The organism is Hymenobacter sp. UYP22 (assembly GCF_040547285.1).
GTDB lineage: Bacteria > Bacteroidota > Bacteroidia > Cytophagales > Hymenobacteraceae > Hymenobacter.
In genome coordinates this window covers 1-25,746 of the sequence record NZ_JBEPPK010000002.1, presented here as the reverse complement: position 1 = coordinate 25,746, position 25,746 = coordinate 1, and the positions used below count along the sequence as shown (strand labels likewise).

Annotated in this window: 25 protein-coding genes; 23 read left to right on the top strand and 2 right to left on the bottom strand. The window is 59.3% G+C overall.

Annotation, left to right across the window (positions count from 1 at the left end):
• The first annotated feature begins 1 nt into the window (after position 1).
• From map to ABIB60_RS03415, 15 genes are all read left to right on the top strand, one after another.
• Positions 2 to 772: a type I methionyl aminopeptidase gene (map, locus tag ABIB60_RS03485; protein WP_354577786.1), complete on the top strand. Its 771-nt coding sequence runs from the start codon at positions 2 to 4 to the stop codon at positions 770 to 772.
• 4 nt (positions 773 to 776) lie between these two features.
• A complete protein-coding gene (infA, locus tag ABIB60_RS03480) occupies positions 777 to 995 on the top strand; it encodes a translation initiation factor IF-1 (RefSeq protein ID WP_022822146.1) in 219 nt (72 codons plus the stop codon).
• A gap of 9 nt (positions 996 to 1,004) precedes the next feature.
• Positions 1,005 to 1,121: a 50S ribosomal protein L36 gene (rpmJ, locus tag ABIB60_RS03475; RefSeq protein WP_044003233.1), complete on the top strand. Its 117-nt coding sequence runs from the start codon at positions 1,005 to 1,007 to the stop codon at positions 1,119 to 1,121.
• Positions 1,122 to 1,148: 27 nt separating this feature from the next.
• The gene (rpsM, locus tag ABIB60_RS03470; RefSeq protein WP_045688471.1) at positions 1,149 to 1,526 is read left to right on the top strand and encodes a 30S ribosomal protein S13; all 378 of its coding nucleotides are present in this window, start codon (positions 1,149 to 1,151) and stop codon (positions 1,524 to 1,526) included.
• 75 nt (positions 1,527 to 1,601) lie between these two features.
• Positions 1,602 to 1,994, top strand: a complete 393-nt coding sequence (gene rpsK / locus ABIB60_RS03465; protein WP_044003231.1) for a 30S ribosomal protein S11 — start codon at positions 1,602 to 1,604, stop codon at positions 1,992 to 1,994.
• 116 nt (positions 1,995 to 2,110) lie between these two features.
• On the top strand, positions 2,111 to 2,716 hold the full coding sequence (rpsD, locus tag ABIB60_RS03460) for a 30S ribosomal protein S4 (protein ID WP_315996874.1): 606 nt from the start codon (positions 2,111 to 2,113) through the stop codon (positions 2,714 to 2,716).
• Between the two features lie 140 nt (positions 2,717 to 2,856).
• Positions 2,857 to 3,846: a DNA-directed RNA polymerase subunit alpha gene (locus tag ABIB60_RS03455; RefSeq protein ID WP_315996873.1), complete on the top strand. Its 990-nt coding sequence runs from the start codon at positions 2,857 to 2,859 to the stop codon at positions 3,844 to 3,846.
• Between the two features lie 216 nt (positions 3,847 to 4,062).
• Positions 4,063 to 4,653 carry a 50S ribosomal protein L17 gene (gene rplQ, locus ABIB60_RS03450; protein ID WP_354577783.1) on the top strand — a complete coding sequence of 197 codons (591 nt, stop codon included), beginning with the start codon at positions 4,063 to 4,065 and terminating at the stop codon, positions 4,651 to 4,653.
• Between the two features lie 203 nt (positions 4,654 to 4,856).
• Positions 4,857 to 7,208: an outer membrane beta-barrel protein gene (locus tag ABIB60_RS03445; protein ID WP_354577781.1), complete on the top strand. Its 2,352-nt coding sequence runs from the start codon at positions 4,857 to 4,859 to the stop codon at positions 7,206 to 7,208.
• A gap of 114 nt (positions 7,209 to 7,322) precedes the next feature.
• On the top strand, positions 7,323 to 8,348 hold the full coding sequence (locus ABIB60_RS03440; protein ID WP_354577780.1) for a sensor histidine kinase: 1,026 nt from the start codon (positions 7,323 to 7,325) through the stop codon (positions 8,346 to 8,348).
• Positions 8,349 to 8,412: 64 nt separating this feature from the next.
• Positions 8,413 to 9,207, top strand: a complete 795-nt coding sequence (locus ABIB60_RS03435) for a LytR/AlgR family response regulator transcription factor (protein WP_354577779.1) — start codon at positions 8,413 to 8,415, stop codon at positions 9,205 to 9,207.
• 163 nt (positions 9,208 to 9,370) lie between these two features.
• Positions 9,371 to 10,642, top strand: coding sequence for a phosphopyruvate hydratase (gene eno, locus ABIB60_RS03430; protein ID WP_354577778.1), 1,272 nt, complete (start codon positions 9,371 to 9,373; stop codon positions 10,640 to 10,642).
• 185 nt (positions 10,643 to 10,827) lie between these two features.
• Positions 10,828 to 11,142: an FtsB family cell division protein gene (locus ABIB60_RS03425; protein WP_354578478.1), complete on the top strand. Its 315-nt coding sequence runs from the start codon at positions 10,828 to 10,830 to the stop codon at positions 11,140 to 11,142.
• Between the two features lie 56 nt (positions 11,143 to 11,198).
• The gene (locus ABIB60_RS03420; protein ID WP_354577776.1) at positions 11,199 to 12,302 is read left to right on the top strand and encodes a CARDB domain-containing protein; all 1,104 of its coding nucleotides are present in this window, start codon (positions 11,199 to 11,201) and stop codon (positions 12,300 to 12,302) included.
• A gap of 190 nt (positions 12,303 to 12,492) precedes the next feature.
• A complete protein-coding gene (locus ABIB60_RS03415) occupies positions 12,493 to 12,855 on the top strand; it encodes a hypothetical protein (RefSeq protein ID WP_354577774.1) in 363 nt (120 codons plus the stop codon).
• 1 nt (position 12,856) lies between these two features.
• Here the strand turns inward: ABIB60_RS03415 and ABIB60_RS03410 are convergent, their stop codons facing one another.
• Positions 12,857 to 14,068 carry an anhydro-N-acetylmuramic acid kinase gene (locus ABIB60_RS03410; RefSeq protein ID WP_354577772.1) on the bottom strand — a complete coding sequence of 404 codons (1,212 nt, stop codon included), beginning with the start codon at positions 14,066 to 14,068 and terminating at the stop codon, positions 12,857 to 12,859.
• Between the two features lie 189 nt (positions 14,069 to 14,257).
• Positions 14,258 to 16,117: a Fe-S protein assembly chaperone HscA gene (gene hscA, locus ABIB60_RS03405; protein WP_354577771.1), complete on the bottom strand. Its 1,860-nt coding sequence runs from the start codon at positions 16,115 to 16,117 to the stop codon at positions 14,258 to 14,260.
• 473 nt (positions 16,118 to 16,590) lie between these two features.
• On the opposite strand from hscA, the gene ABIB60_RS03400 reads away from it, so the two are divergent.
• From ABIB60_RS03400 to ABIB60_RS03365, 8 genes are all read left to right on the top strand, one after another.
• Positions 16,591 to 18,675, top strand: a complete 2,085-nt coding sequence (locus tag ABIB60_RS03400) for a DUF4331 family protein (RefSeq protein ID WP_354577770.1) — start codon at positions 16,591 to 16,593, stop codon at positions 18,673 to 18,675.
• A gap of 252 nt (positions 18,676 to 18,927) precedes the next feature.
• Complete coding sequence (locus tag ABIB60_RS03395; RefSeq protein WP_354577768.1) at positions 18,928 to 20,253, top strand: tetratricopeptide repeat protein; 1,326 nt, start codon at positions 18,928 to 18,930, stop codon at positions 20,251 to 20,253.
• 148 nt (positions 20,254 to 20,401) lie between these two features.
• The gene (locus ABIB60_RS03390; protein WP_354577766.1) at positions 20,402 to 21,064 is read left to right on the top strand and encodes a HupE/UreJ family protein; all 663 of its coding nucleotides are present in this window, start codon (positions 20,402 to 20,404) and stop codon (positions 21,062 to 21,064) included.
• 64 nt (positions 21,065 to 21,128) lie between these two features.
• The gene (locus tag ABIB60_RS03385; RefSeq protein WP_354577764.1) at positions 21,129 to 21,515 is read left to right on the top strand and encodes a hypothetical protein; all 387 of its coding nucleotides are present in this window, start codon (positions 21,129 to 21,131) and stop codon (positions 21,513 to 21,515) included.
• A 137-nt stretch (positions 21,516 to 21,652) separates the two neighbouring features.
• Positions 21,653 to 23,941 (top strand): TonB-dependent receptor, encoded by a 2,289-nt coding sequence (locus tag ABIB60_RS03380; protein ID WP_354577762.1) that lies wholly within the window; start codon positions 21,653 to 21,655, stop codon positions 23,939 to 23,941.
• Between the two features lie 319 nt (positions 23,942 to 24,260).
• On the top strand, positions 24,261 to 24,461 hold the full coding sequence (locus ABIB60_RS03375; protein WP_354577760.1) for a hypothetical protein: 201 nt from the start codon (positions 24,261 to 24,263) through the stop codon (positions 24,459 to 24,461).
• Positions 24,462 to 24,596: 135 nt separating this feature from the next.
• Entirely contained in the window at positions 24,597 to 25,454 is an 858-nt protein-coding gene (locus ABIB60_RS03370) for a murein L,D-transpeptidase catalytic domain family protein (protein WP_354577759.1), read from the top strand.
• A gap of 11 nt (positions 25,455 to 25,465) precedes the next feature.
• Entirely contained in the window at positions 25,466 to 25,663 is a 198-nt protein-coding gene (locus ABIB60_RS03365; RefSeq protein WP_354577757.1) for an SMI1/KNR4 family protein, read from the top strand.
• The last annotated feature ends 83 nt before the right edge of the window (positions 25,664 to 25,746 follow it).

The window sequence follows — 25,746 nt, the reverse complement described above, 5'->3', positions numbered from 1 at the left end:
GATGATTTTTTACAAAACGGAGGAAGAGATTGAATTCATGCGGGCTAGCGCGAAAGTGCTGGCTCAGGCCCACGGAGAAGTTGCCAAGCTGATCCGAGAAGGAATTACGACGCGGCAGCTGGACCAGCGCGCGGAGGAGTTCATCCGAGACAATGGGGGAGAACCTTCATTTAAGGGGTACAATGGATTTGAATACAGCCTCTGCATTTCGCCAAACTCGGTAGTGGTGCACGGTTTCCCCGGCGACTACACGCTACAGAGCGGTGATGTTGTTTCTATTGACTGCGGAGTGAAGCTCAATGGCTACCATGCTGACAGTGCTTACACTTACCCAGTAGGGGAGGTAGCACCCGAGGTAACTCAGTTGCTTGAAGAAACCAAGAAGTCACTGTATCTGGGCATCGAGCAGGCAGTAGCGGGTAACCGAATGGGCGACGTGAGCTACGCTATCCAGAACCACGTTGAAAAACTGGGGTACGGAGTAGTTCGAGAGTTAGTCGGTCACGGCATCGGTAAAAAGTTGCACGAGCGCCCCGACGTGCCGAACTTTGGTAAGCGCGGGGCAGGCTTGAAGCTACAGACCGGGTTGGTCATTGCCATTGAGCCTATGGTGAACCTTGGTACAAAGAATGTGATCCAGGAAAAGGACGGATGGACAATTCGTACGAAAGACCTGAAGCCTTCGGCGCACTTTGAACACACCATAGTTGTTCGCAAAGACAAGGCGGAAATACTTACCTCCTTTGAATACATAGAAAAAGCCTTACAGTAGCCTTATGGCCAAACAAACTTCCATTGAGCAGGACGGTGTCATCCTGGAAGCCTTATCCAATGCCATGTTCCGCGTGGAGCTGGAAAACGGTCACCAGTTGATTGCCCATATTTCGGGCAAGATGCGGATGCACTACATCAAGATTCTGCCGGGAGATAAGGTAAAACTCGAAATGTCGCCCTACGATTTGTCGAAGGGACGCATTGTGTACCGTTACAAATAACCCGACGACATGAAAGTCAAAACCTCCGTAAAGAAGCGTAGCGTTGATTGCAAGATCATCCGCCGCAAGGGCAAGCTCTACGTTATCAACAAAAAGAACCCACGCTATAAGCAGCGTCAGGGCTAGTAGCACCAGACCTTTTTAAAAAAGCACATGGCTCGTATTGCAGGGGTAGATATCCCAGACAACAAGCGCGGCGAAATCGCGCTGACCTACATCTTCGGCATTGGCCGTCCTTCTGCCCAGCAGATCCTCACCAAAGCAGGCGTTGACCTGAACAAGAAGGTGAAAGACTGGACTGAAGCCGAAGCTGGCGAAATTCGCGGCGTGATTGCCGCCGAGTATAAGACCGAAGGTGTACTGCGCTCAGAAGTGCAGTTGAACATCAAGCGTCTGATGGACATCGGTTGCTACCGGGGTCTGCGTCACCGCAAAGGTCTGCCAGTTCGTGGTCAGCGCACCAAAAACAACTCCCGTACCCGTAAGGGCAAGCGGAAGACCGTTGCTGGCAAGAAAAAGGCTACTAAATAATCTGTAGCGGGAATCGAAGCCTGACTTATTTAGAATCGGGCTTCAACACCTTCCGCAGTATTTTGCGATAACCAAATGGCACAAAAAAGAAAAGACAAAGCCAAAAAGCGCGTTGTCGTTGTAGAACCAGTAGGTCAGGTACACATCAAGGCCTCGTTCAACAACATCATCATCTCCATTACCAACAACAACGGTCAAGTTATTTCTTGGGCCTCGGCTGGTAAAATGGGGTTCCGCGGTTCTAAGAAGAACACGCCTTACGCCGCTCAGATGGCTATGACGGATTGCGGTAAAGTTGCTCACGACCTGGGCATGCGCAAAGCCGAAGTATTCGTGAAGGGTCCGGGTGCTGGTCGTGAATCGGCCATCCGTACGCTGGGTAACGTGGGTATTGAGGTAACGACCATTAAGGACGTGACGCCGCTGCCCCACAACGGCTGCCGTCCTCCCAAACGTCGTCGCGTTTAAGTACGTGACCCGAACTATCGGTTCCGATTTGAAGTTATGCCGGCCCTTGGGGCTGGTGACGCTACCTCTGGACATAGCCGCATAGTTCACCCTCCTCAACACTCAACAACTCCGAAATGGCACGTTATACTGGTCCCAAAACCAAGATTGCCCGTCGCTTCAATGAGCCGATTTTCGGCCCGAGCAAGGCACTCACCAAAAAAGCATATCCTCCCGGCCAGCACGGCCGTGGTCGTCGTAAGAAGCAGAGCGAGTACGCTGTCCAGCTGATGGAAAAGCAGAAAGTGAAGTACATGTACGGCATTCTGGAAAAGCAATTCGAGAACCTGTTCCACAAGGCTGCCACGATGCCCGGCATCACCGGCGACAACCTGCTGGGTCTGCTCGAGTCGCGCCTTGACAACACGGTATACCGCTTGGGCATTGCCCCTACGCGTCGGGCCGCTCGTCAGCTTGTTCTGCACAAGCACATCACCGTAAACGGTGAAATCGTAAACATTGCTTCGTACAAACTCCGCGCTGGTGACGTTGTTGCCGTGCGCGAAAAGTCGAAGTCGCTGGAGGCCATCACTACGAGCCTGAGCGCCCGCAACGCGCGTGCTTTCTCGTGGTTGGAGTGGGACGGCAAAGACATGGTGGGCAAGTTTATCAGTGCCCCCTCGCGTGAGTTGATTCCGGAGAAAATCACGGAGCAGCTCATCGTCGAGCTGTACTCGAAGTAATTGGTGGAACGGCCCGGCAGTCCGGGCCGTTTCTCTGCTTCGACTTTCTTACATGGATTCAGGTATTGGGTATTGGGTATCGGGACTTTTTGTCTAACTACCTGATACCTTTTACTCAATACTAACAAACCGCCCCACTTATGTCAATCTTAGCTTTTCAAATGCCGGAGAAGGTGGTAATGGAGAAATCCGACGACTTCTACGGAACGTTTGAATTCAAACCGCTGGAGAAAGGCTACGGCGTCACGATCGGCAACGCTCTGCGCCGCATCCTGCTGTCGTCGCTGGAGGGCTATGCCATCACGTCGGTTCGCACCAACAGCGTCCTGCACGAGTTCATGACTATTGAAGGTGTGATTGAGGACATGTCCGAAATCATACTGAACCTGAAACAGGTTCGCTTCAAGAAAGTGAGCGACGCCATTGAGGATAAAATCACGGTGCGCGTGAAAGGCCAGGACACCTTCTCGGCTGGCGAAATCAACAAATTTACGACTGGCTTCCAGGTGCTGAACCCGGAGTTGGTTATCTGCAACGTGGACCCCAGCACCGAGCTGGAATTTGAATTCACGATTCAGAAAGGCCGTGGCTACGTTCCCGCTGAGGAGAACAAGCCGGCTGACCAGGTTTTCGGTCAGATTGCCATTGATGCCATCTTCACGCCCATCAAAAACGTGAAGTACAGCATCGAAAATACCCGCGTGGAGCAGAAGACCGACTATGAGAAGCTCGTTATTGAGATTCACACGGACGGTTCGATTCATCCGGAGGACGCGCTGAAAGGTGCGGCCAACATTCTGATTCAACACTTCATGCTGTTCTCCGACAGCACCATGACCTTTGAGACGGTAAAAGCCGAGGAGGAGGAAACTGTGGACGAGGAGACGCTGCACATGCGCAAGGTGCTGAAGACGCCGCTGGCGGATATGGACCTGAGCGTGCGCGCCTACAACTGCCTGAAAGCCGCCGACATCAAAACCCTCGGCGACCTGGTGCAGCTCGACATGGCCGACATGATGAAGTTCCGCAACTTCGGTAAGAAGTCGTTGACGGAGCTGGAGAACCTGGTAGAGGAGAAGGGCCTGACCTTCGGGATGGACCTGGGCCGCTATAAGCTCGACGAAGAATAGGCGCAAGCCAGTTAATGTGCTGCTGCTGAAGATGTGTGAAACGCACATTTTGGCAGCAGCACATTTTTTTTGCCCGGGGTTTCACTACCTTTGCACCCCATTCAACTTTTTCACTTAGTGAGCCCGAAGGGGCAGCGGTTCTAATGTGAGAGCAACGCTAGCGCGTTTGTTTTCCGCCGTGGTTGTTGCCCGCAAGCTCACACTTTCATCATTTTTATGCGTCACGGTAAAACCATCAACCACCTCGGCCGCACGGCCTCGCACCGCACCGCCATGCTTTCGAACATGGCCTCGTCGCTGATCCTGCACAAGCGCATCACTACGACGGTTGCTAAAGCTAAAGCCCTGCGCAAGTTCGTAGAGCCCCTGCTGACCAAATCCAAGAACGACACCACGCATTCGCGTCGTCTGGTGTTCTCGGAAATCGGTAACAAAGAAGTTCTGAAAGAACTGTTCGGCACGGTAGCCGCTAAAGTAGCTGGCCGTCCCGGTGGTTATACCCGCATCATCAAACTGAGCCAGAGCCGTTTGGGTGACAACGCCGAAATGTGCATCATCGAGCTGGTTGACTTCAACGAAACGCTGCTGGAGGCCAAAAATGCCGGTGAAGCTAAAGCTGCTACCACTCGTCGTTCGCGTCGGGGTGCTGGCAAAAAAGTAGAAGGTGAAACTTCGGCTGAAGTAGTAGCTGAAGAGAAGCCCGCTAAAAAGGCTAAAGCTGCCACCACGGAAGTTTCGGCTCCCGAGGATACGGCTACTGAAACTCTGAAAGACGGCGAAACCCGCGAGGAGAAAGCCGCCGAGTAGTCGGACCAAAGTATCAGTTTAGAAAGGGACGCTCCAAGTGGGGTGTCCCTTTTCTTTTTAGCAAGCGTGGCAGGCTGCCGCTGGAATTCACGGGTAGTTTCGCGGGCTTCATCAGGATTTTGCCCTGCTTCGCAAGATAGGACCTGCGCCGGAGGGCTTGTAGGGCTTGTTTTGGGGGTTCATTTACCTCAAAGCCCAGCTCCATGAAAGCTTTTTTCTCCTGCCTGCTACTACTACTCGCTCTTACCGCGGCGGGCCAACAACTAACAGCCACCGTAAGTGGGCGGGTGGTAGATTCAAAAGGGCAGGCTGTGCCCTTCGCTTCGGTGCTGCTGCGGCAACTGGCCGATTCGGTGGTAGTGCAGGCCACGCAGGCCTCGGAAGAGGGGCGCTACCAATGGGTGAGCGTGCCGACGGGGCGCTACCGGGTGGTGGTGTCGGCGGTGGGCTATGGCGGCGGACGGAGTGGGGCGGTGGAGGTAGCGGGGCGGGCCCTGACGGTGCCGGATGTGCAGATGGTGGCAGCCGCGCTGGCGCTGGGCGAAGTGCAGGTGGTGGGTCAGAAGCCGCTGCTGGAAATGACGGCTGGCAAGCTGGTGGTAAATGTGGCGGGTAGCCTTACGGCCGGCACTACGGCGCTGGAAGTGCTGGAAAAAGTGCCGGGCCTGCTGGTGCTCAATAACCGGCTCAGCCTGGCCGGGCAGGAAGGAGTGCTGATTCAGATTGATGGGCGCACCACGCAGTATATGGATGTGGTGAGCGTGCTGAAGGATTTTCCGAGCAGTACCATCGAGCGGATTGAAGTGCTGACGCAGCCCGGTGCCACGCATGATGCCGCCGGTACGGCCGGCATTATCAACATCATTTTGAAGAAGAACACCAACTTGGGCACTAACGGCGCGCTGACGACCAGCGCGGCGTACGGGCGCTTTGCCAAAACCGGCATGCTGCTCGACCTCAACCACCGCGCCGGGGCGCTGAACGTGTTCGGCACGACCAGCTATAACCGCCGCCACACCTACGAGCAGCTGAACACCGAGCGGCTGGATACGGAAACCGACATCCACTACCAGCAGCAGAGCTACCAGCCGCGCCTGGCGCACGTACCCATCCTGCGGCTAGGGGCCGACTACACCCTGCCGCACCGCCAGACGTTGGGCGTGCTGGTGAACGGCTACCTTAACCAGACGCAGCTGAACGCGCAAAGCAGTACCCGAGCTGATAATGGTGTGAACGTTTTCACGGACAACGATACCCGCCGCCGTACCAACTCGTACGCGGCCAACCTCAACTACAAAGTGCTGCTTGATACGCTGGGCCGCGAGCTGACCGCCGACGTGGACTACTCGCGCTACACGGCTAGCAGCCTAGGCCAGCTGACCAACCTGGTGCGTGTGGGCGACGTGAACCAGCCGCAGGTCCTGCGCAACGACCAGCAGACGCGCATCGGGCTGGCCTCGGCTAAGGCAGACTACCGGCAGCAGCTGACGGCCACCACCACACTGCTGCTGGGCGCCAAGTTCAGCCGGGCTGATATCGAGAGCCAGCTGGATTTGACCGGCGGGGCCGCTACCCGGGCTGACCGGTTCGGCTACACGGAAAGTATTCGGGCGGGCTATGTGCAGGCGGAGGGTACCCAGCTGGGCATGACGTGGCAGGCCGGCCTGCGCGGCGAATACACGGTGGCCGTGGGCACGGCCGCCACCCGCATCCGTCGGCAGTACGGGCAGCTGTTTCCGAGCGTGAGTTTGGATAAACCGCTGACCAAGGTGCTGGGCACGAACCTGGCGTACAGCCGCCGCATTGGGCGGCCCAGCTACCAGGACCTCAACCCCAATCTGGTGTACCTCGACCCCTACACCTCGCAGCGCGGCAACCCGCTGCTGACGCCGCAGTTTACGAGCAACTACAAGCTAGCCCTGACATACCAGAAGCAGCCGTTCCTGGTGCTGGGCTACAGCCGCACCCGCGACGCTATCAGTCTCGTGACGGCCACCCAGGACAGCGCCATCTACTCCACCTCAGCCAACCTCGACAACCTGCGCAGTTACAACGCCACTCTCAACCTGCCGCTCAACTACCGTAAGCTGCTGACGGGCTACGCGGGCGTAACGGTGTTCTACAACGAGTACCTGAGCGAGTATCTGGGCAGCACCTATCGGGCGGGCCGCACGGCGGCCACATTCTACGGCCAGGCCAACGTGCAACTACCACAGAACATCAAGCTGGAGGCATCAGGCTTTTACCAGACCGCGGGCATCAATGGCCTGATCAACTTCCGGGGCTTTAGCGCGTTAAACCTGGGGCTGCAGAAAACGCTGTGGCAGGACCGGGCCACCCTGCGGCTGGGTTTGAACGACGTGCTGTTCTCGAACCGGCAACGGGGCACCGTGCGCTACCAGGACCTGAACGTGCAGTTCCGCAGCTACGGCGAGAGCCGGCAGGTGCGCCTGAGCCTTAGCTGGAAGCTGGGCAACCAGCAGTTGCAGGCGGCCCGCAAGCGCAGCACCGGCCTGGAGGAAGAGCGCGGCCGCGTGAAAACCGACAAAGAATAGCATCTTTCCATTCTGTCATTCCGAGCAGAGCGAAAAATCTGGGTGAAGCCGTTCAGCAACGCAGCCCGGATTCTTCGCTCCGCTCGGCATAACACTCCCCATGCTGTAACCCCTATGCCGTTCACGTTCCAACGCCCCGGCCGCTCCGACCTGCTTCTGGTACTGGTGTACTGGCTGCTGGCCGCGCCCATCATCTTCTTCAGCTACCTGCAGCAGTTTGGGCTGGCGCGCGCGGCGCCCACTATCCTGTACACCATAGGGCTCGATACGCTGGCCGTGTACCTGCTGGTGTTCGGGTTGCTGCCGCTGGCGCTGGCCCGCCGCAGTGCCTGGGTGGTGCTGGGCGCGCTGGTGGTATTTGTGGTGCTGGATGCCCACCTCTACTGGCTGGGTTACGGGTTGCTACTCGATGAGCGGCCCATGCACTGGAGCGCCAACGCCATCCTGTCGACTATTATGCAGCACACCCAGAGCTACGGCATGCTGGGCATTCTGATGGCGGGCAAGCGTTACTTTGAGGTGCAGAAGCGCCTGCTGCAAACCCAGCAAGCCCAGACCGCAAGCGAATTGCGCAACCTCAAGGCCCAACTCGACCCGCACTTCCTGTTCAACAACCTCAACGTGCTGCGCGGCCTCATTCAGCACGACCCCGCCGAGGCCAATGAGTACCTGAGCCGCTTCGCCAACCTCTACCGCTTCCTGATCCGGCACAAAGACGACGACTTCGTGACCCTGGCCGAGGAGCTGCAGTTTGTGGACGAGTACGTGTACCTGCTGCGCCACCGCTTCGGGGCGGCCTATGCCTTCCGGCAGACGCTGCCCGAGGCCGCCGCGCAGCACCAGCTGCTGGTGGTGCCCGGCACGCTGCAACTGCTGGTCGAAAACGCCATCAAGCACAACGCCGGCGACGAAGATGACCCGCTGCTGATTGAGATTCAGGCGTCCGACACCGAGCTGAGCGTGCAACACCCGCGCCGGCCCAAACTCACCCCCGTCGATTCCCTCGGCTTGGGGCTTGCCAACCTGCGTGAGCGGTACCGGCTGCTATTTGATCGGGAAATCAGGGTGGAAGCCACGGCGACGGAGTTTCGGGTGGTGGTGCCGGTGCTGCGGCAGGCCCGGGCGTGGTCGGCGGCCTAATGGAAAATTTGACGGCCCTTCCGAGCGTGCGGCCTGCTGTTTCTTTATTCGGGGAGTACTCGCTATGAACATTCTAATTCTGGAAGACGAAGAGCTGGCGGCGCGCCAGACGGTGCAGTTTCTGCGGCAGGCCGGCGCGGTGGCCGAGGCTACCCCGCCCGTGCTGCGGAGCGTGGAAAAGGCTCTGGTCTGGCTGCAAACCAATCCCATGCCCGACCTGATTTTCTCTGACATTGAATTGCTGGACGGCAACGTATTCCTACTGTACGAGCGGTTTGCGGTGACGTGTCCCATCATCTTCACCACCGCCTACGACCAGTTTCTGCTACCAGCCTTCCGGGGCAATGGTATTGCGTATCTGCTCAAGCCCTTCACCTACGAGCAGTTTCAGGAAGCCCTGGCCAAGTATCATGGTCTGAAAATGAGCTTAGGAAATTTCGCACCGGCACCCACACCGGCTCTTACGCCGGAGGTGCTACGTGAGCTAAGCCAGGCCCTGCGGCAAAATAGCCAGCCTCAGTACAAGCAACGGTTTTCAGTGCGCATGCGCAACGGTTTGTACGTGCTGCCAGTGGAGGAAGTGGCCTATATGCAGGCCGATGAAGGGGTAGTATTCGCGGTAGACCGTGCTGGGGCGCGCTACCCGTTGCAGGGCACGCTCACGGAACTGGAGCGGCAGCTCGACCCCGCCCGCTTTGGGCGCCTGAACCGCTCGGAGCTAGTAAACATTGCTTTCGTGGAGAAAAGCGAGGCCTACTTCAACAACCGACTGGCCGTAACGCTGCGCGGGTTGCCCGGAACGCCGCTGCTTACCAGCACCGCCCAGACCCCAGAATTCCGTCGCTGGCTGGAAGGGTAGTGCGCTATGCGCTTTTTTCGGTGCTGGCTTGGCAACTGCCGGATTTCGCACTGGGCAAAACGACCAATTGAGTACCTTGCCCCCGCAACGCAGTACCTTGGCCCGGTAGGCGAAGTGCTGCGGCGCACGGCGTTGTATTCCTTACCCAATCAACTTTTCTCTCATGAGCATTATCACCGAAATTCACGCTCGCCAAATTTTCGATTCGCGCGGCAATCCTACGGTTGAGGTAGACGTAACTACCGAGAATGGCACTGTTGGCCGGGCCGCTGTTCCTTCGGGAGCCAGCACGGGCAAGCACGAGGCCGTGGAGCTGCGCGACGAGGACAAGTCCAAATACATGGGCAAAGGCGTGCTGAAGGCCGTGGAAAACGTGAACAGCAAGATTGCCGAAGAACTGATTGGCTTCTCGGTTTTCGAGCAGGGCCTGCTCGACAAAATCATGCTGGAGCTGGATGGCACGCCTAACAAGGCGAATCTGGGTGCCAACGCCATTCTGGGGGCTTCGCTGGCTATTGCCCGCGCCGCTGCCGCCGAGGCTGGCATGCCGCTGTACCGCTACGTGGGGGGCGTAAACGCTACCACGCTGCCCGTACCGATGATGAACATCCTGAACGGGGGCTCGCACGCCGACAACAGCATTGACTTCCAGGAATTCATGATTATGCCGGTGGGCGCTCCTTCCTTCTCGGAGGCGTTGCGCTGGGGCACCGAAATCTTCCACCACCTCAAAAACGTGCTCAAAAAGCAAGGCTTTAGCACGAACGTAGGCGACGAAGGTGGTTTCGCACCCAACATCAAATCCAACGAAGACGCCATCAAGATTGTACTGCAGGCCATTGAAACGGCCGGCTACAAGCCCGGCGACGACGTGATGATTGCCATGGACGCCGCCGCTTCGGAGTTCTACGTGGATGGTCACTACCACTTCAAGAAGAGCACCGGCGACAAGCTGACTTCTTCAGAAATGGTGAGCTACTGGACCGACTGGACCAAGAAATACCCCATCATCAGCATTGAGGATGGTATGGATGAGGATGACTGGGCCGGCTGGAAAAACCTGACCGAGAGCATCGGCTCGACCACCCAGCTGGTGGGTGACGACCTGTTTGTGACCAACGTAAACCGCCTGCAGCGCGGCATTGATGAGCAGATTGCCAACGCCATCCTCATCAAGGTTAACCAGATTGGTACGCTCTCCGAAACGATTGATGCCATCAACCTGGGCCGCCGCAACGGCTACAAGAGCATCATGTCGCACCGCTCGGGCGAAACGGAGGACAATACTATTTCAGACCTGGCCGTGGCCCTGAACACCGGCCAGATCAAAACGGGCTCGGCTTCGCGCTCCGACCGGATGGCCAAGTACAACCAGCTGCTCCGCATTGAGGAGGAACTGGGCGAGGTAGCGTACTTCCCTGGCCGCAAAATGTAAAGAAAGAATCCAGACGGATTTCTGTTGAACGGCACCGTTGCCTGTGGGCGGCGGTGCCGTTTTTGTTGCCTGATGGGCTGAGCAGCGGATGAGGGCGGAATGGAGAGAATACCGGATATTTGCTTAGGAAGCCCCTGGTACCGGGGTACCGTCCATAAAACAGCAACTTTACTTGTACGCCTGTGATGAGTGCTTCGGAAATATTTGAGCGGGTTCCGCGCTTTCTGCGCAGCTTCTACTTCCTGGCCGGAGTAGCCTTTCTGGCCTGGATGTTCCTGTTTGATGCCAACGACTTCGTGAAGCAGTACGACATGTACGCTAAGTGGCAGGAGCTGAACAATGACAAGGAATACTACCTGCGCGAAATTGACAAGGTGAAAAAGGACCGCGCCGAGCTGCTGAGCAGCCCGGAGCTGCTGGAAAAGTTTGCCCGCGAGAAGTATATTATGAAGCGGCCCGGCGAGGATGTCTTCGTGCTGGTACCGCAGGAAAAAGAGTAGTAGCCGCTTGCTGTTTCATTTTGGCAATCATTTTATCCCACTATCCATAATTACCAATGTTGAAAAAACTACTTACCTGTGGTATATGGGTGATAATGATGTGGGGCCTTACGGGCTACACGCAAGCCCAAAACAGGCCAGATTTGGTGGTGCAGCCACCAGTTTCTTTGCCCTCCACTGTGCTAGCGGGCGGTGTGTACCCGCTGTCGGCCGTGATAAAGAATCAGGGCACGAATGGCTCTCAGTTTAACTGCATTGGGTACTATCTGTCGAAGGATGCCGCTTGGGATGCCACTGATACATATTTGGGGGCTAGCTGCCAATCGTTGCTGTTCCCTGGACAGGCGGGTACGTGCGCCATTATAGCTACGATGCCACTAGTGGCGTCTGGAGCGTACAGCTTGCTACTGGTGGCCGACCCCCTAAATGCCGAGCAGGAATCGGATGAGTCAAACAACGTGGCGGCATTTGCCGTCACGGTAACAGGCCGCGCCGTTGCCCTGCCGGATCTGGAGCTATGGCGGCCTTCTCTTTCCTTCAGCACACTGCCAGCCGGGGGGCAAACCGGGGTGTTTTCGTTTTTGTATAATCGAGGAGAAGGCGGCGCGGCGGCGCATGAGATTAGCTTCTTCTTATCCACGGATACGGTTTTCTCAATGAACTCCGATGTCCAGTTGGGTACGGTGCTGATGGCCGGCCTGAGCGGAACTACGGGCACGGGAGGAACCGGAGTCGGCACTGTTTTTTCGGCGCCGGTACTGCCGGTACCGGCGGCCACTGCACCCGGCAGCTACTACTTAATTATCATGATTGACCCCCGCAATCTGCTGGCTGAGTCAAACAAGCAGAACAACTCTCGGGCGCTGCCTTTGCGTATTACCGGCCCAGTTACACGTGCCCGGGCTGCCCAGGATGCTGGGGTAGAAGTATACCCAAATCCCGTTGACTACGCGGGCTGCACACTGCGGTGGACGCACCACCGCATTGGGCGGGTGGAAGTGCTGAACGGACAAGGCCGCCGCGTAGCTACTCAGCAGTGTGCGGCCGCAGGAGGCGCCGCCGTGCAACTGGATACCAGCTTCTGGCCGGCCGGGCTCTATACGGTTCGGCTGACGGATACTAACGGCGAAACGGTAACGCGCCGGGTTGCACGCCACTAGCCGGAACCAGCCGGTGAGCAGGGTCGTTTGCAAGGCATATGATACGACACCGTTGCGTTGGCCTATGACAGTTTTGGGAGTGCCTGATTGGGCGGTAGCAGCGTTGTGTAGTGCAGGGCTGTGGCTAAATACTGCAACAACGGGACCCGCCGCGCGCCCTTGCTCGGGCTTAGTGGGTGTAGCCAAGAACTTGCCCACGCAGGTAGTTTCGTCCCAGGTGCAGGTGGCCCGGCAATTTTTGCTGGCCGTGTTGGGTGGTAATTGGGATGCGGCGTATCAGTACCTGAGTCCGGCGGCCCGGCAGCAACTGCCGATGCCCGCTTTCCGCGCCGCCACGCAGCCCATTATTGACCAGGCGCGCACCTATGGCCCCACCATCGACCTGTACAAGCTGGGCTACCGCCTGCGCGAGGAAGATGCCGTTCAGTCGTTCGTGGCTTTCACCTACCGCGCCGACAGCCTGCGTCCCGGCCCGCACGTGCAACTGGACGTGACGTTTCAGGATTCTTCGGCCCGGCAGATACAGACTTTTCGGGTGGTGCCGTTGCGGTAGTTTACCCCGGAAAAGAAATCTTGCCCATGCTCACGGCCGGCACCCGCTGCCGCCCCGCCCCGATGCTCACTGGCTGGCCCGCCACGGCCTCATTGGCCAGCAAGGCAAACAGAATGGCCTCCTTAGCATCGGGTAGTACGCCCAGCGTCTCGGTGGTAGAGAAAGTACAGGCGGGCAGCTGCCGCCGCAGAGCCGCCTGCAAGGCCGGGTTATGGGCTCCGCCCCCGCTGGCGTACACCGCCAAGCCCGGCTGCACGCCAAATACTTGTTGGGCCGCCCGCGCCACGCCCACGGCGCTTAGCTCCGTGAGGGTTGCCAGGGTATCTTCCAGGCCCAGCTGCAGGGTGTTGGTGCGCTCCAGGGCCTGCCGCAGATACGCTGGACCAAACAGCTCGGGGCCGGTGGTTTTGGGCAGCGGAGCCGCAAAAAACGGGTGGGCCAACAACTCATGCAGCAGAACTTGGTGTACCTGCCCGGCCGCGGCCAGCTTGCCATCTTCATCGTAGGCCAGCTCGGGGCGGTGCTGGCGCACAGTGGCATCCAGCAGGGTATTGCCGGGGCCGGTGTCGGTGCTGAAGGCAGTGCTGGCATCCTGACCGGCCCGCGGCAGATAAGTGAAGTTGGCAATGCCTCCCAGGTTCAGTAGCAGGCGTTCCTCTTGGGTGCTGCTCAATAGCAAATAGTCGCCGTAGGCGGCCAGGGGGGCGCCCTCACCCCCGCCAGCAATGTGCTTCTGCCGAAAGTCGCTGAGCGTAATGATGCCGGTGTGCACGGCTACCTGGTCCCCGTCGCCGAGCTGCAGGGTGGCATTCATGCCCGCAAAATCGGGGTGTTGATGCTGGTGGGCGGGGGCATGGTACACCGTCTGGCCGTGGCTGGCTACGAGGTCTACTTCCGCCGGAGCAATTTGCCACTGTTGCAGGCACTGGTTCACCAACTCGGCATGGAGCTGGCCCAGCCAGGGGTTCAGCAGGGTGAGGTACTCCAGACTTACCTGCCCGCCCGCAAACACCTGCCGAATGCGGCGGCGCACCTCGTTGGTGTAAGGCACTGTGGCAAACTGCTCCAACTCCAGCCGGGTGCCGGTGCCGTGCCCGTGCAGGCGGCACAGAGCCACATCCAGCCCATCAAGGGAAGTACCCGACATCAAGCCGATAATGCGGCGGCTGGGTTGTTGGGCGAGTTGGTGCAGGCGGACTAGGTGCGAATTCATCGGAACTTTTTATACTGTTTACTGCTGCTTCTGGAACTCAATGTAGCCCGCAAATAGACTTTGTACTCTTTAGTGCCTGTTGATGGGGTTCAGAAGCAAGGTTTGTAAGCCTCTAGGCGCAAAATAAAAAGCCCCACCATCAGGATTGATGGTGGGGCTTTTATCTCTCAGTCTATCAGGCCGCGTCTGTTATTCAATCTTCTTACCGGCCATAGCCTGGCTGATGCTGATGTTCATCACGCGCTCCGCAAAGGGGCGGGTAAGTTCTTCCAACTCGTCCACGGCTTTCAGGATGGTATCTTTTTCCTGCGTTTCGAGGGCGGTTTTGAGCGTGGCTACACCGGCCTGGGTTTGGGCAGTTTCCTCGGGGGTAAGGTGCTGACCGTTTTTGGCCACGAACCGCTCCACCTGGTAGAGCATCTGCTCGGCCACGGTGCGGGCTTCTATCACCATGCGGGCGGCAATATCCTCGCGGGCATTGGTCATGGAGTCCAGCAGCATCTGCTCCACCTGCTCATCAGTGAGGCCGTACTGGGGCTTGATTTCTACTGAAGTGCGGGTGTTGGAGCGCAACTCAATGGCCTCTACTTTCAGAATACCATCGGCGTTTAGGATGAAGTTCACATCTACCTTGGGCAGGCCGGCGGGCATAGCCGGAATGCCGCGCAAATCGAACTCGGCCAGTTTGCGGTTTTCCTTCACTAAATCCCGCTCGCCCTGGTACACCGATATTTTCAGGTTCACCTGCCCGTCCACGCTGGTGGTGTACTGGCGGCCGGCTTTGGTCGGGATTTTGGAGTTGCGCGGAATAATTGGGTCCATCAGGCCACCCAGGGTTTCGATGCCCAGCGTGAGGGGCGTCACGTCCAGCAGCAGCACGTCGCGGCGGTTGCCCCCCAGGATGTCGGCCTGAATAGCGGCGCCGAGGGCAACTACTTCATCCGGGTTGAGGGAATTGTTGGCGGGCTGCTGGAAAAACGCCGAAACGGCCTCGTACACCAGCGGTACGCGGGTGGAGCCGCCCACCAGCAGCACGGCATTTAGGTCTTGGGGCGTGAGCTTGGCGTCGGTGAGGGCCTGGCGGCAGGCGGCCAGGGTACGGTCCACGAGAGGCTGCACCAAGTGGTTGAACTCGGTTTTGCTGAGGCGCACCACCACGTCGTCGCCCAAGTTACCGGCAAAGTCATCGTGCTGGCTCAGGTACCGCTTCGCCGACTCCGCCAGCAGCCGCAGCTCCTGCTGGAGGGGGCCGTTACCTTGCAAGCGGCCCGTGAGGCTGTGTTGGGCGGTCCAGTGGTTGGAAATGGCGCGGTCCAGGTCGTCGCCGCCCAGGTAGGTGTTGCCGTTGGTACTCAACACCTCAAAAATTCCTTGGTGTAGGTGCAGAATGCTGATATCGAATGTGCCGCCGCCCAAATCGTACACGGCCACGGTTTTCTCCTCCTCGGGGTTGAGGCCGATACCGTAAGCCAGCGCCGCCGCGGTGGGCTCGTTCACGATGCGCAGTACTTCCAATCCGGCCAGACGGCCGGCGTCGCGGGTGGCCTGGCGCTGGGAGTCGTTGAAGTAGGCGGGCACCGTAATGACGGCCTTGTTTACAGGCGTTTTGAGGGCGTGCTCGGCCCGGGCCCGCAATTCCTTCAGGATTTCTGCCGACAGCTCGATGGGGGAGTAGAACGTGTCGCCCACCCGGATTTTCACCAGGCCCTCGGAATTATCGTCGATGACTTTATACCCCAACTCCTCGGCATGCTGACCCAGGTCTTTATAGCTCTTGCCCAGCAGGCGCTTCACCGAGTAAATCGTGTTTTGGGGCTCAGTGAGCAGGTATTCCTTTGCCTCGGTGCCCACAATGGGGTCGTGGCCGGCCGGAAAATGCACTACAGAGGGCACGATGGTGCCGCGGCCTTGGTCGTTGATGGCCTGGGGCTGGCGGCCATCAGGGTGAATGTAGGCGACTAGGGAGTTGGTGGTGCCCAGGTCAATGCCCACGATAATTTCTTCTTGCTGCAGGCTCCCGGTGGAGAGGTTGATTGCGACTTTGGCCATATAAAACGGGGCGCACCGCGGCGCGCCGGGAAAAGCGAAAAAGGGAAATAATCCAGCAGCAGGTACAACCACCAAACGGCCGGAACGGCGCAAAAATACGCAACAAAAATGCGGCAGGGCCCGAGGCGGAAGGCTGGTTGAGGCCGGCGCTTCAAGGCGCTGACTGTGAATGTTATCTACTTCTACGGTAATGGTTCCAACAGCCCGAAAAATACTTGTATAAAATTCAGGCTATTTAAATCCAGGCTTGCAAGCCCAACCGTACTGCTTGTACTTTTCTGCACTACTTACCGACCGGCCGGTTTCCCTGGTTATTTTCTGAAAACCGGCACTTATCCTTCTGGCCGCCTCCTGTTGAGGCGTACAGTATCTCACGCACCACCGTATCCTGCTCTTTCAGCCAAGTCCGGCTGTTTATTCCGCTACCCAGCACGGGTAGTGTTTTCCCATCCATTTCCCAATTTTTACCCATTATGAAGAAAACGCTTACGCGTCCGATTCTCCACTTATCGGTGGCGGCTACGGCTGCCTTGGGCCTGCTGGCCTGGAGTGGACAACAGACTCCTCTGGAAGCCTCCAGCCACCGGGAAGCCCCGCTTATTGCCGACGACCCGTTGGCCGACAACACCGACCTCTACGCCTTCCGCGACCCGGTGAATGCGGAAATGGTCAACATCATTGCCAACTACATTCCCCTAGAGCTACCCCAGGGCGGGCCGAACTACAACACGTTCGGGGAGAATGTGCGCTACGAGATTCACATCAAGAACTCGGGCGCCAATGCCAACCAGGACGATATTACCTACCGCTTCACGTTTAAGCGCGTAAACGAAGACCCCACCACGTTCTTCAACATCCGGCTGGGCAAACAAAACCTGAAGGCCACCTACACCATGGAGGTAAGCCGCAACGGCGGAGCCTTCACCACGCTCACCAGCACCGGCGTAGTGCCCCCGCCCAACATCGGCCCGCGCTCCATTCAGGGTGCGGCCGGCCTGGCGGCCCCCAGCTACGAGAGCCTGATGACCGGCGCCATCCAGACGGTGGGCACTAACGTACGCGTATTCTGCGGCCCCGTTGATGACCCCTTCTTCACGGATCTGGGTGGTATCTTCGATTTGGGCGGTATCCGTACCGCCGCCGCCCGCGACGGTTTGGCCAAGAAAAACACCCACACCATTGCCCTGCAAATCCCGATTTCGCAGTTGCAGAAAGATGGCAAAACCGGTGCACAGGCCGCTAATATCCTCGACTCGGACTACGTGATTGGGGTGTGGGCCTCGGCTAGCCGCCCGGCCATGCGCACCCTGAACACCGACGGCACGCAAACGCACAGCGGTAACTGGGTGCAGGTGTCGCGCATTGGTATGCCGCTCACCAACGAAGTAATTCAGCCCATCGGCTCGAAAGATGCCTGGAACGCCGCTACGCCTTACACCGAAGCTGCTACCACCGAGGACTATATGTCGAACCCCGAGTTGGGCTTGTACATGGCTGAGGGAACTGGCTATTTCGGAACGGCGGTACCCGGCCTGGGTGCACTGCGGATTCAGCGCAACTCGCTGGGTATGTTTGACTTTGCTAACGGTAAAAACGGCGTTTCGGGTCTGCTGAACGCACCCGCCGCTGATGTAGCCGGCACGGCCTTCGCCAAAATTGCTGCTGGTGGTTATGCCGAGTACCTGTTGCGCCCGGCTAAGCCCCGTTCCGTGGATATTCTGCCCATCTTCCACACTGGTGTGCCCAACGTGCGGCCTTACCAGCTGGCTACCGGCAAGCCCACCGGGCAGCCCCTGGCCGCCGGCAAGCCCTTCATCAACAACTTCCTGCCCCTCATTGATAACCCTGCCGCTGCTGCTGGCGTGGGCGGCGACATGCTACGCCTGAACATGGCCGTGCCCACCACGCCCCGCAACTCCGCCGACTTTAGCTCGGAAGGCTTGCTGGCTGCAGCCGTACTGGGCCTGACGGATGCCCGCTTTAATACCACCACTACCTTGCAGGCCATTCCGAATATGGACGGCTTCCCGAACGGGCGCCGCCTGGAAGATGACGTGACCCGCATCGAGCTGCAAGCTGTAGGCGGAGTAGTGCTGGCCGCCATCGGCTTGCCCTATGAAACCACCAATGGCCTGACCAACGTGCTGACCTTCCGCACCGGCGTAGAAGCCAATGATACCACGTTCCGGAATGCCTTCCCGTACGCGCAGCTGCCCTGGAGCGGTACCAAAGCGCAGTCCACCATTACTTCCCAGCGCGGAGCCTCCGGCCTGGGCCTGAAACCCTCCATCGTATCGGTAGCGCAGAATTACCCCAACCCCTTCGCTGAGACGACCAACGTGCACTACGAAGTGGCTGAGCGGAGTTCCCTAACCATGTACGTGAGTGATTTGACCGGCCGCCGGGTAGCTACCCTGATGAATGGCAAGCAACACAAACCCGGCACCTACGACCTGAGCTGGAAAGCTGGTGCCGATCTGGCGGCGGGCACTTATGTGCTCACCATTGCCTCGGGTAGCACCGTGCTGCAGTCGGTGAAACTGGTGCATACCAACTAAACCCCTATCCACCAGCCGGCCTGCTTACCCATGATGGGCTGGCTGGTGCTATGGGTAGATAGCCGGGCCCTGGGTGAGTTCGGCTATCTTTTCCACCGCTTAGAAGGGAACCGGCCGCGAAGCTGGTTCCCTTCCTGGCTGACTTTGCGGCCCGTTGGCCCGCGCCAGCTAGTAAGCAGGCTTGCTCATTAGAGCCCCTCCTTACTACCTGGCCCCGGCTGGCTGGCGCTTAACTCCTAACCCTCAGACTCTGTGCGGAAATACTTCTACCCTGTACTTATTACCCTGTTTCTGGGCTTCGTGGCTACTATTTTCCTGACCCAAAAGCCGGACCCGGTGCCCACGCTCAAGGAGCGCCGCGGCGACCTGGCCGTGGGCGGGGAGTGGGTGAATACCAAGGCGGCCATTAATGGGCTGCTGGCTCGCCTACGCGCCAAACCCAACGACACTAAGGCCAAAGTGCTACTGGCTGAGGCCTACATGCAGGAGGCCCGCGTAACCGGCGACCATCCGTACTACGACACGGCCGCCATGGAGCTGCTGGACCAAGCCCTGCGCCAAGAACCCGAGAACTTTGAGGCCCTGTGCTGCAAGGCGTCGTTGTGCCTTACGCAGCACCATTTTTCGGAGGGGCTGGCCGTGGCAGAAAAAGCGGTAGCCCTCAACCCCAGCAACGCCTTCGTGTACGGGCTGCTCTGTGATGCCAACGTGGAGCTGGGCCGCTACCCTGAGGCCGTGCGCATGGCCGATAAAATGAACCAGGTGCGCCCCGATTTGCGCTCCTACAGCCGCGTATCCTACCTGCGGGAAATTCACGGCGACGTGCCGGGGGCTATTGAAGCCATGCAAATGGCGGTGCAGGCCGGCTACACAGGGCTGGAGCAAACGGAATGGTCGCGCGTAATGCTGGGCCACCTCTACGAAACCTCCGGCGACCTGGGCCAGGCGGAGCAGCAGTACCGGCAGGCTTTGCTGGCGCGCCCGCACTACGCCTATGCCCTGGCCGGGCTGGGCCGGGTGGCGCAGGCCCGTCAGAATTACCCGGAGGCTATCAAATACCTGGAAAACGCCCGCATCACGGTAAAGGATTATGCCTTTGCTGATGAGCTGACGGAAGTATACCAGCAGAACAACCAGCCCGCCGAAGCCCGCAAAATGGCCCAAGAGGCCATCAGTATGCTGGCCGATGCCGCCAACGAAGCCGACGAGAATGAGGCTATGGGCCACTACGCCGACCGGGAGCTGGCCTACGCCTACGTGAAAACCGGGGAGCTGGACAAGGCCCTGAAACACGCCAAAATTGAGTACGAGCGTCGCCCCGATAACATAGACGTGTGCGAAACCATGGCCTGGGTGCATTACAAGCGGGGCGAGTACAAGGAAGCCGAGCAGTACATGAAAACGGCCCGCCGCACCAACTCCCGCAACCCCACGCTGCTGTGCCGGGCCGGCCTGATTGCCACCAAAAACGGCCGCACGGCCGAAGGGCAGGCCCTAATCAAACAAGCCCTGGCCATCAACCCCTACCTCACCCTGGACCTGGCCGACGAGGGCCGCAAGCTGCTGGCCACCCGGTAACGCCTGTTAGTTTGGTCGTCATCCTGAGCTTGCGCAGGACCTTGTCACGTTTGAGTTACCACAGAACAGTTACTGTTTCAGTGTGACAAGGTCCTGCGCAAGCCCAGGATGACAGCCTATCGAGTTCAACTATCCGCCCGCTTTCCTGATGGCTTCCGTGCGCCTCATCCGGTATATATTGCCCGCTGCCCTGCTGCTGTTGCCGGGGCTGGCCGCCGCGCACGTGCTGGATGCCGACCTGAGTAAACTCTCCCGCACCGACGTTTTCCTGACCTACCTCCAGCTCGGCTACACCCACATTCTGCCCCTGGGCCTCGACCATGTGCTGTTTGTGCTGAGCTTGTACTTGCTGGAGCCGCGCCTGAAGCCGGTGCTGTGGCAGGCTACGGCGTTTACAGTAGCCCACTCCATCACGCTGGGGCTGGCCATGTACGGCGTGGTGTCGCCGCCGGCTAGCTTGGTGGAGCCGCTTATTGCGCTGTCCATTCTGTTTGTGGCCATTGAGAACATTGTGGTGGAGCGACTGAACCCCTGGCGGATTGTGGTGGTGTTCGGGTTCGGGCTGCTGCACGGGCTGGGTTTTGCCGGGGCGCTTACGAGCTTGGGACTGCCGCGCGCTATGTTTGTGGAGTCGTTGGTGGCCTTCAACGTGGGCGTAGAGCTGGGGCAGGTGTCCGTTATTCTGCTGGCCTGGGTTCTGATTGGGCGCTGGGCCGCCCACAAGCCCTGGTACAAGCGCCGCGTATTGGTGCCCGCCTCCGTGGCTATTGGCCTGCTGGCCGCCTACTGGACCATCGAGCGGCTGAGCTGATAGTTGCTAGATATGAGCTTTGAATGACTCTTTAATTACGCTCTGACAACCAACAACCAACCCCATGCTTCGTCACTGCCTCATTCTGCTGCTGTTGCTGCCCTACCTGCTGGGGTTGGGCGCCGGCCTGGTGGGGCGGCCGGAGCCGGTGGGGCCCAGTGCCGCCCACCCCTATATGCACAGTGCCGAGTGCCAGCGCCACAACTACCTGCGCCTCGACTGTTTCGATACTTGCAACGGCAACCAGCAAGCCGTACAGGCCCAGCACAAAACCGAAAAAACGGCTCAGCTGTTGGCTGCGGCCAAAAGCATCGACCTGCACTGCCTGACGGAAATGCCGCTCCTGCGAGTGGTCTATATTCGGCAACTCGTTACGTACCGGTTGCTACCTGCCTTCCAGTTAGTGGCGGGCATCCGGGGCCAGGTGGATCAGCCGCCCCGGCAAGGATAAGGTTCGGGCCAGCCTGTTTACTGGGCTGGTAAACTGTTTTGCGCAAGGCAGAGCAGATTTTCTCCTTATTCTTTCGCTGGACGCTGCCCTGCTGGTTACGCCTTCATACAACGGCCGGGGCGTCGCATAGTGCTGGTATGCACCCTCATTTTACTGGATTTCTTTCCGCTGGCCTGGGGCTGGCGGGTATGTTGTGCGCGGCCGAAACGCAGGCCCAAACCACGGCAACACTGCGCGGCTCCGTAGCTGACTCTGCCTCGGGCCGGCCGCTGAGCGGTGTGCAGGTACAGGTGCTGAACCGGGCCGGTGGTACCACGGCTGATGAGCTGGGCAACTTCCAGCTGAGCGGCCTGTCGGCGGGTACCTACACGGTGCGGGCCAGTGGCCTGGGCTTTGCCCCGCGTACTGGCACCGTAACCCTAACGGCGGGCCAGACCAGCCGCCTGGCCCTGCGCCTGCCCACCACCTCCCTCACGTTGGCCGAGGTAACGGTGGCCCAACCCCGCGACCCAAACCAGTCCCTGGCGGCTATATCCAACATTGATAAGCTGCTGCGGCCGGTGAACTCAGCCCAGGATTTACTGCCGCTGGTACCGGGCCTCGTTATTGCCCAGCACGCGGGCGGGGGCAAGGCCGAGCAAATCTTTATTCGGGGGTTTGATGTGGACCACGGCACCGACTTCAACGTGAGCATTGACGGGTTGCCGGTGAACATGGTGAGCCACGCCCACGGCCAGGGCTACGCCGATTTTCACTTTGTCATTCCCGAAACCGTGGACCAGCTGCGGGTGTACAAGGGCCCCTACACGGCTCGGTTCGGTGATTTCGCCACAGCCGGCGCCGGCGAGTTTACTACCAAAACCCGCCTCGACCAAAGCCAGGTAAAGGTGGAGTTGGGCCAGTTTGACACCCGCCGGGCGGTGGCTCTGGTGAACCTGCTGCCAGTGAACGGCCATTTGCTGGGTAAGGGCCCGGAAAACGCCTACGTAGCCGCCGAGTACAACTTCACTAACTCCTACTTCGACGCCAAGCAGCACTTCAAGCGCTTCAATGGGCTGGCCAAATACACCGGCCAGCTCTCCGACCGCACTTCCCTGATGCTGCTGGCCTCCCGGTTCAACTCCCGCTGGGATGCCTCGGGGCAGGTGCCGGAGCGGGGTATTCGGGAGGGTATCATTTCCCGCTTCGGCAGCATCGACCCCACCGAGGGCGGCTCCACGAGCCGCACCAACGCCTCGGCCGTGCTGACTACCGGCCTGCCCCACGATGCCGTGCTGCGCCAGCAGGTATACTACTCCCGCTACGATTTCAACCTGTACTCCAACTTTACCTTCTTCCTGAACAACCCGGTGGACGGGGACCAGATCCGGCAGACCGACGGCCGCAACATCTGGGGCTACACCGGCACCTATGAGCGAAGCTTCCAGTTGGGCAGCCGTACCCTGCGCACCACCGCCGGCCTGGGTACCCGCCTCGATGATGTGGATGTGGCTCTGCTGAACTCCGTGCGCCGCACCGTCACGGATACCATTGTTACGGGCCGGGTGCAGGAGCAAAATCTGAACGGCTACCTGGAAGGCACTCTTGCCCTGACGGACCGCCTCACCCTAAATGCCGCTTTGCGCGCCGATTATTTCCGCTTTCGGTTCCGGGAAGACCGGGCTGATTCCCTGTCGGGTCGGGCGGGTAAGGGCCGGGTAAGCCCCAAATTAAACTTGTACTACGATGTGACGCCGGCCGTGCAGCTGTTTGTGCGCTCGGGTTTTGGCTTCCATTCCAACGACGCCCGCGCCGTAGTCACCAACCCGGGCGGCAACGTGCTGCCCCGGGCCATCGGCTACGAGGCGGGCAGCACCTTCAAGCCCCTGCCCGCGCTGGTGGTCAATACGGCCCTATGGGCCCTGCATCTGCAGGATGAGCTGGTGTATGTGGGCGACGAGGGCGTGGTGGAAAGTGCCGGCCGCACCCGTCGCTACGGCTTGGATGTGGCGGCCCGCTACCAACTCACGCGCAGCCTGTTTGCCGATGTAGACCTGAATTACAACCGGGGGCGCTTGGTCGGAGCACCTTCCGATGCCAACCGCATTCCGCTGGCTCCCACGTTTACCAGCGTGGGGGGCCTCACGCTACGCCGGCCCGGTGGCCTGAGCGCCAGCCTGCGCTACCGCCATATTGATTCCCGCCCCGCCAACGAGGACAATTCGGTACGGGCCCGGGGGTATTTTCTGCTGGATGCCGTGGTGAGCTACACCAAGCGGCGCTTTCAGGTGGGTGCTACCGTGGAAAACCTGCTGAATGTGGAGTGGAACCAGGCCCAGTTTGACACCACCACCCGCCTGCGCAACGAGGCCGCGCCGGTATCGGAGCTGCACTTCACGCCCGGTACGCCCTTCTACGCCAAGCTCAACGCCAGCGTGCTGTTCTAGGCTGTGTGGACAGTAAGCAAGCCTAGTGCCGGGTAGCAAATCTCGATAAATTGTTTTTTCACAGATAAGGCCTGCCGGGCGGTGGTAGAGACGCGCCACTTTGCGTCTCAGCGCTAGAGCAATACCAACGGCTAATCTTACAACAACCCTGGCCCGCGAGCAAACGCAAAGTATGGTGCCTCTACGCCGTATTTGTGACTTCACCTTCCGGGCAAACAGTTTCGCGGTATTCTGTTCTGCCGATTGAGCAGGACGTCGCCGCAATGGCCCGGCTTTTCAGCGGATCTGGGCCTTTTCTTCCCATTTACTTCTACTCACCATGTCTCTTCTCTCGACTTCCGCACTTTCCATTGGCAAGTTTCCGGCTCAGCTCCAAGTAAAAATCAAGCTCACGCAGAAAGTACCGGGTCCGCCACCCGTGCCGCTGCCGGCCCGCCAGCGCATCACCGAGCAACAGGCGGCGGCCCGTTGCCGCAACCACGCCCGCTCCACTCCCTACCACTCGGGTAAGCGGTGGTAACCAGAAAGGCCTTTCCCTGCTGCAGGAAGGGGCTTTTTTGCTGGAAGAGAATTGCCCGGTTGGGGGCTTGTACCTGCAGTTGGCTTGGATACCGACTGGCAAATGCAGATTTTCGGCCAGGATTTACCCACTGCCATGACCCGTACCGCCACTTCTTGCCGCCTGCTCTACCGCCGCTACTTGGGGGCCGCGCTGCTGGCGGGGCTGCTGGCCGGCTGTCAGTCCTCAGCGGGCGAACTAACGGCCGCCCGTGCGCTGGCTTCTGCTCCGGCCCCCGCCGCGCCCGACTCGGTGGCCGCGCCTGCGCTAACGGATTCACTGCGCCTGACGCCCCTGGAGCCCCTGGCCGCCGTCCCTGATTCGTTGCACCAAGCCGTACAAAGGCTATATGCCGCCCTGGGGCCCGACGCTACGGCGCTGCGCCTGGAGGTGCTGGAGCGGGCCTGCGTAGGCTACCTAAACTTGCGCAACGCCGGGAAAATCAGCCAGCCGGGCATTCTGGCCGTGGCCGATATGGATTTGCCTTCCTCCGAAAAACGCCTCTGGGTGCTGGATTTGCGCAAGGCGCAGGTGTTGCACCGCAGCCACGTCGCCCACGGCCGGGGCTCGGGCCACCTGCGCGCCCGGCGCTTCTCCAACGTTATGAAATCAGCCTGTACGGCCCTGGGCTTCTATCGTACCCAGGATACCTACCAGGGCAAGCACGGCCTCAGCCGCCGCCTGCGTGGCCTGGATGTGGGCCAGAACGACAACGCCCTGCGCCGCTACGTGGTGCTGCACGCTGCCGACTACGTGAGCCAGCAGCATCTGCAACGCCACGGCCAGGCCGGCTACAGCCGCGGCTGCCCCGCCCTGCCGCCAGATCAGTGCCGTGCCATCATCCGCACAGTGGGGGAGGGCGGCTGCCTCTACCTCAGCGGCCCCGGCCTGGAATCGAAGTGGCTGAATCCCAAAGTAGCGGCTCAGCAACTGGCGGTGCGGGGGTGGCGGTAAAGGGTGATTCTATGAAGTCAATACTTGTAGCACTCCAGCAGATACAGGAGGAACCAAGGAAGTATGGTTTTACCATCTTCGATACCGTGCCGCAGTCTGCTTTGACTGACATAGAGCAGGAACTAGGAAGAAAACTGCCGACAGAGATTCGCGCATTTTATTCTCAATGGGGCGGTTTCTGGGACGATGAAGACTTAGAAGCTGTTTAGGAAGTGGGTTTTCGGGCGATTTTACGCAACAGGAGCGCCGTAAATGCGAGCCAGTGTAGGGCGAGCCAATTTTCCAGACACGT

Excerpts from the sequence above, each read along its gene's own strand:
- map (WP_354577786.1), top strand. The coding sequence starts at position 2 with ATGATTTTTTACAAAACGGAGGAAGAGATTGAATTCATGCGGGCTAGC.
- infA (WP_022822146.1), top strand. The coding sequence starts at position 777 with ATGGCCAAACAAACTTCCATTGAGCAGGACGGTGTCATCCTGGAAGCC.
- rpmJ (WP_044003233.1), top strand. The coding sequence starts at position 1,005 with ATGAAAGTCAAAACCTCCGTAAAGAAGCGTAGCGTTGATTGCAAGATC.
- rpsM (WP_045688471.1), top strand. The coding sequence starts at position 1,149 with ATGGCTCGTATTGCAGGGGTAGATATCCCAGACAACAAGCGCGGCGAA.
- rpsK (WP_044003231.1), top strand. The coding sequence starts at position 1,602 with ATGGCACAAAAAAGAAAAGACAAAGCCAAAAAGCGCGTTGTCGTTGTA.
- rpsD (WP_315996874.1), top strand. The coding sequence starts at position 2,111 with ATGGCACGTTATACTGGTCCCAAAACCAAGATTGCCCGTCGCTTCAAT.
- ABIB60_RS03455 (WP_315996873.1), top strand. The coding sequence starts at position 2,857 with ATGTCAATCTTAGCTTTTCAAATGCCGGAGAAGGTGGTAATGGAGAAA.
- rplQ (WP_354577783.1), top strand. The coding sequence starts at position 4,063 with ATGCGTCACGGTAAAACCATCAACCACCTCGGCCGCACGGCCTCGCAC.
- ABIB60_RS03445 (WP_354577781.1), top strand. The coding sequence starts at position 4,857 with ATGAAAGCTTTTTTCTCCTGCCTGCTACTACTACTCGCTCTTACCGCG.
- ABIB60_RS03440 (WP_354577780.1), top strand. The coding sequence starts at position 7,323 with ATGCCGTTCACGTTCCAACGCCCCGGCCGCTCCGACCTGCTTCTGGTA.
- ABIB60_RS03435 (WP_354577779.1), top strand. The coding sequence starts at position 8,413 with ATGAACATTCTAATTCTGGAAGACGAAGAGCTGGCGGCGCGCCAGACG.
- eno (WP_354577778.1), top strand. The coding sequence starts at position 9,371 with ATGAGCATTATCACCGAAATTCACGCTCGCCAAATTTTCGATTCGCGC.
- ABIB60_RS03425 (WP_354578478.1), top strand. The coding sequence starts at position 10,828 with ATGAGTGCTTCGGAAATATTTGAGCGGGTTCCGCGCTTTCTGCGCAGC.
- ABIB60_RS03420 (WP_354577776.1), top strand. The coding sequence starts at position 11,199 with ATGTTGAAAAAACTACTTACCTGTGGTATATGGGTGATAATGATGTGG.
- ABIB60_RS03410 (WP_354577772.1), bottom strand. The coding sequence starts at position 14,068 with ATGAATTCGCACCTAGTCCGCCTGCACCAACTCGCCCAACAACCCAGC.
- hscA (WP_354577771.1), bottom strand. The coding sequence starts at position 16,117 with ATGGCCAAAGTCGCAATCAACCTCTCCACCGGGAGCCTGCAGCAAGAA.
- ABIB60_RS03400 (WP_354577770.1), top strand. The coding sequence starts at position 16,591 with ATGAAGAAAACGCTTACGCGTCCGATTCTCCACTTATCGGTGGCGGCT.
- ABIB60_RS03390 (WP_354577766.1), top strand. The coding sequence starts at position 20,402 with ATGGCTTCCGTGCGCCTCATCCGGTATATATTGCCCGCTGCCCTGCTG.
- ABIB60_RS03385 (WP_354577764.1), top strand. The coding sequence starts at position 21,129 with ATGCTTCGTCACTGCCTCATTCTGCTGCTGTTGCTGCCCTACCTGCTG.
- ABIB60_RS03380 (WP_354577762.1), top strand. The coding sequence starts at position 21,653 with ATGCACCCTCATTTTACTGGATTTCTTTCCGCTGGCCTGGGGCTGGCG.
- ABIB60_RS03375 (WP_354577760.1), top strand. The coding sequence starts at position 24,261 with ATGTCTCTTCTCTCGACTTCCGCACTTTCCATTGGCAAGTTTCCGGCT.
- ABIB60_RS03370 (WP_354577759.1), top strand. The coding sequence starts at position 24,597 with ATGACCCGTACCGCCACTTCTTGCCGCCTGCTCTACCGCCGCTACTTG.
- ABIB60_RS03365 (WP_354577757.1), top strand. The coding sequence starts at position 25,466 with ATGAAGTCAATACTTGTAGCACTCCAGCAGATACAGGAGGAACCAAGG.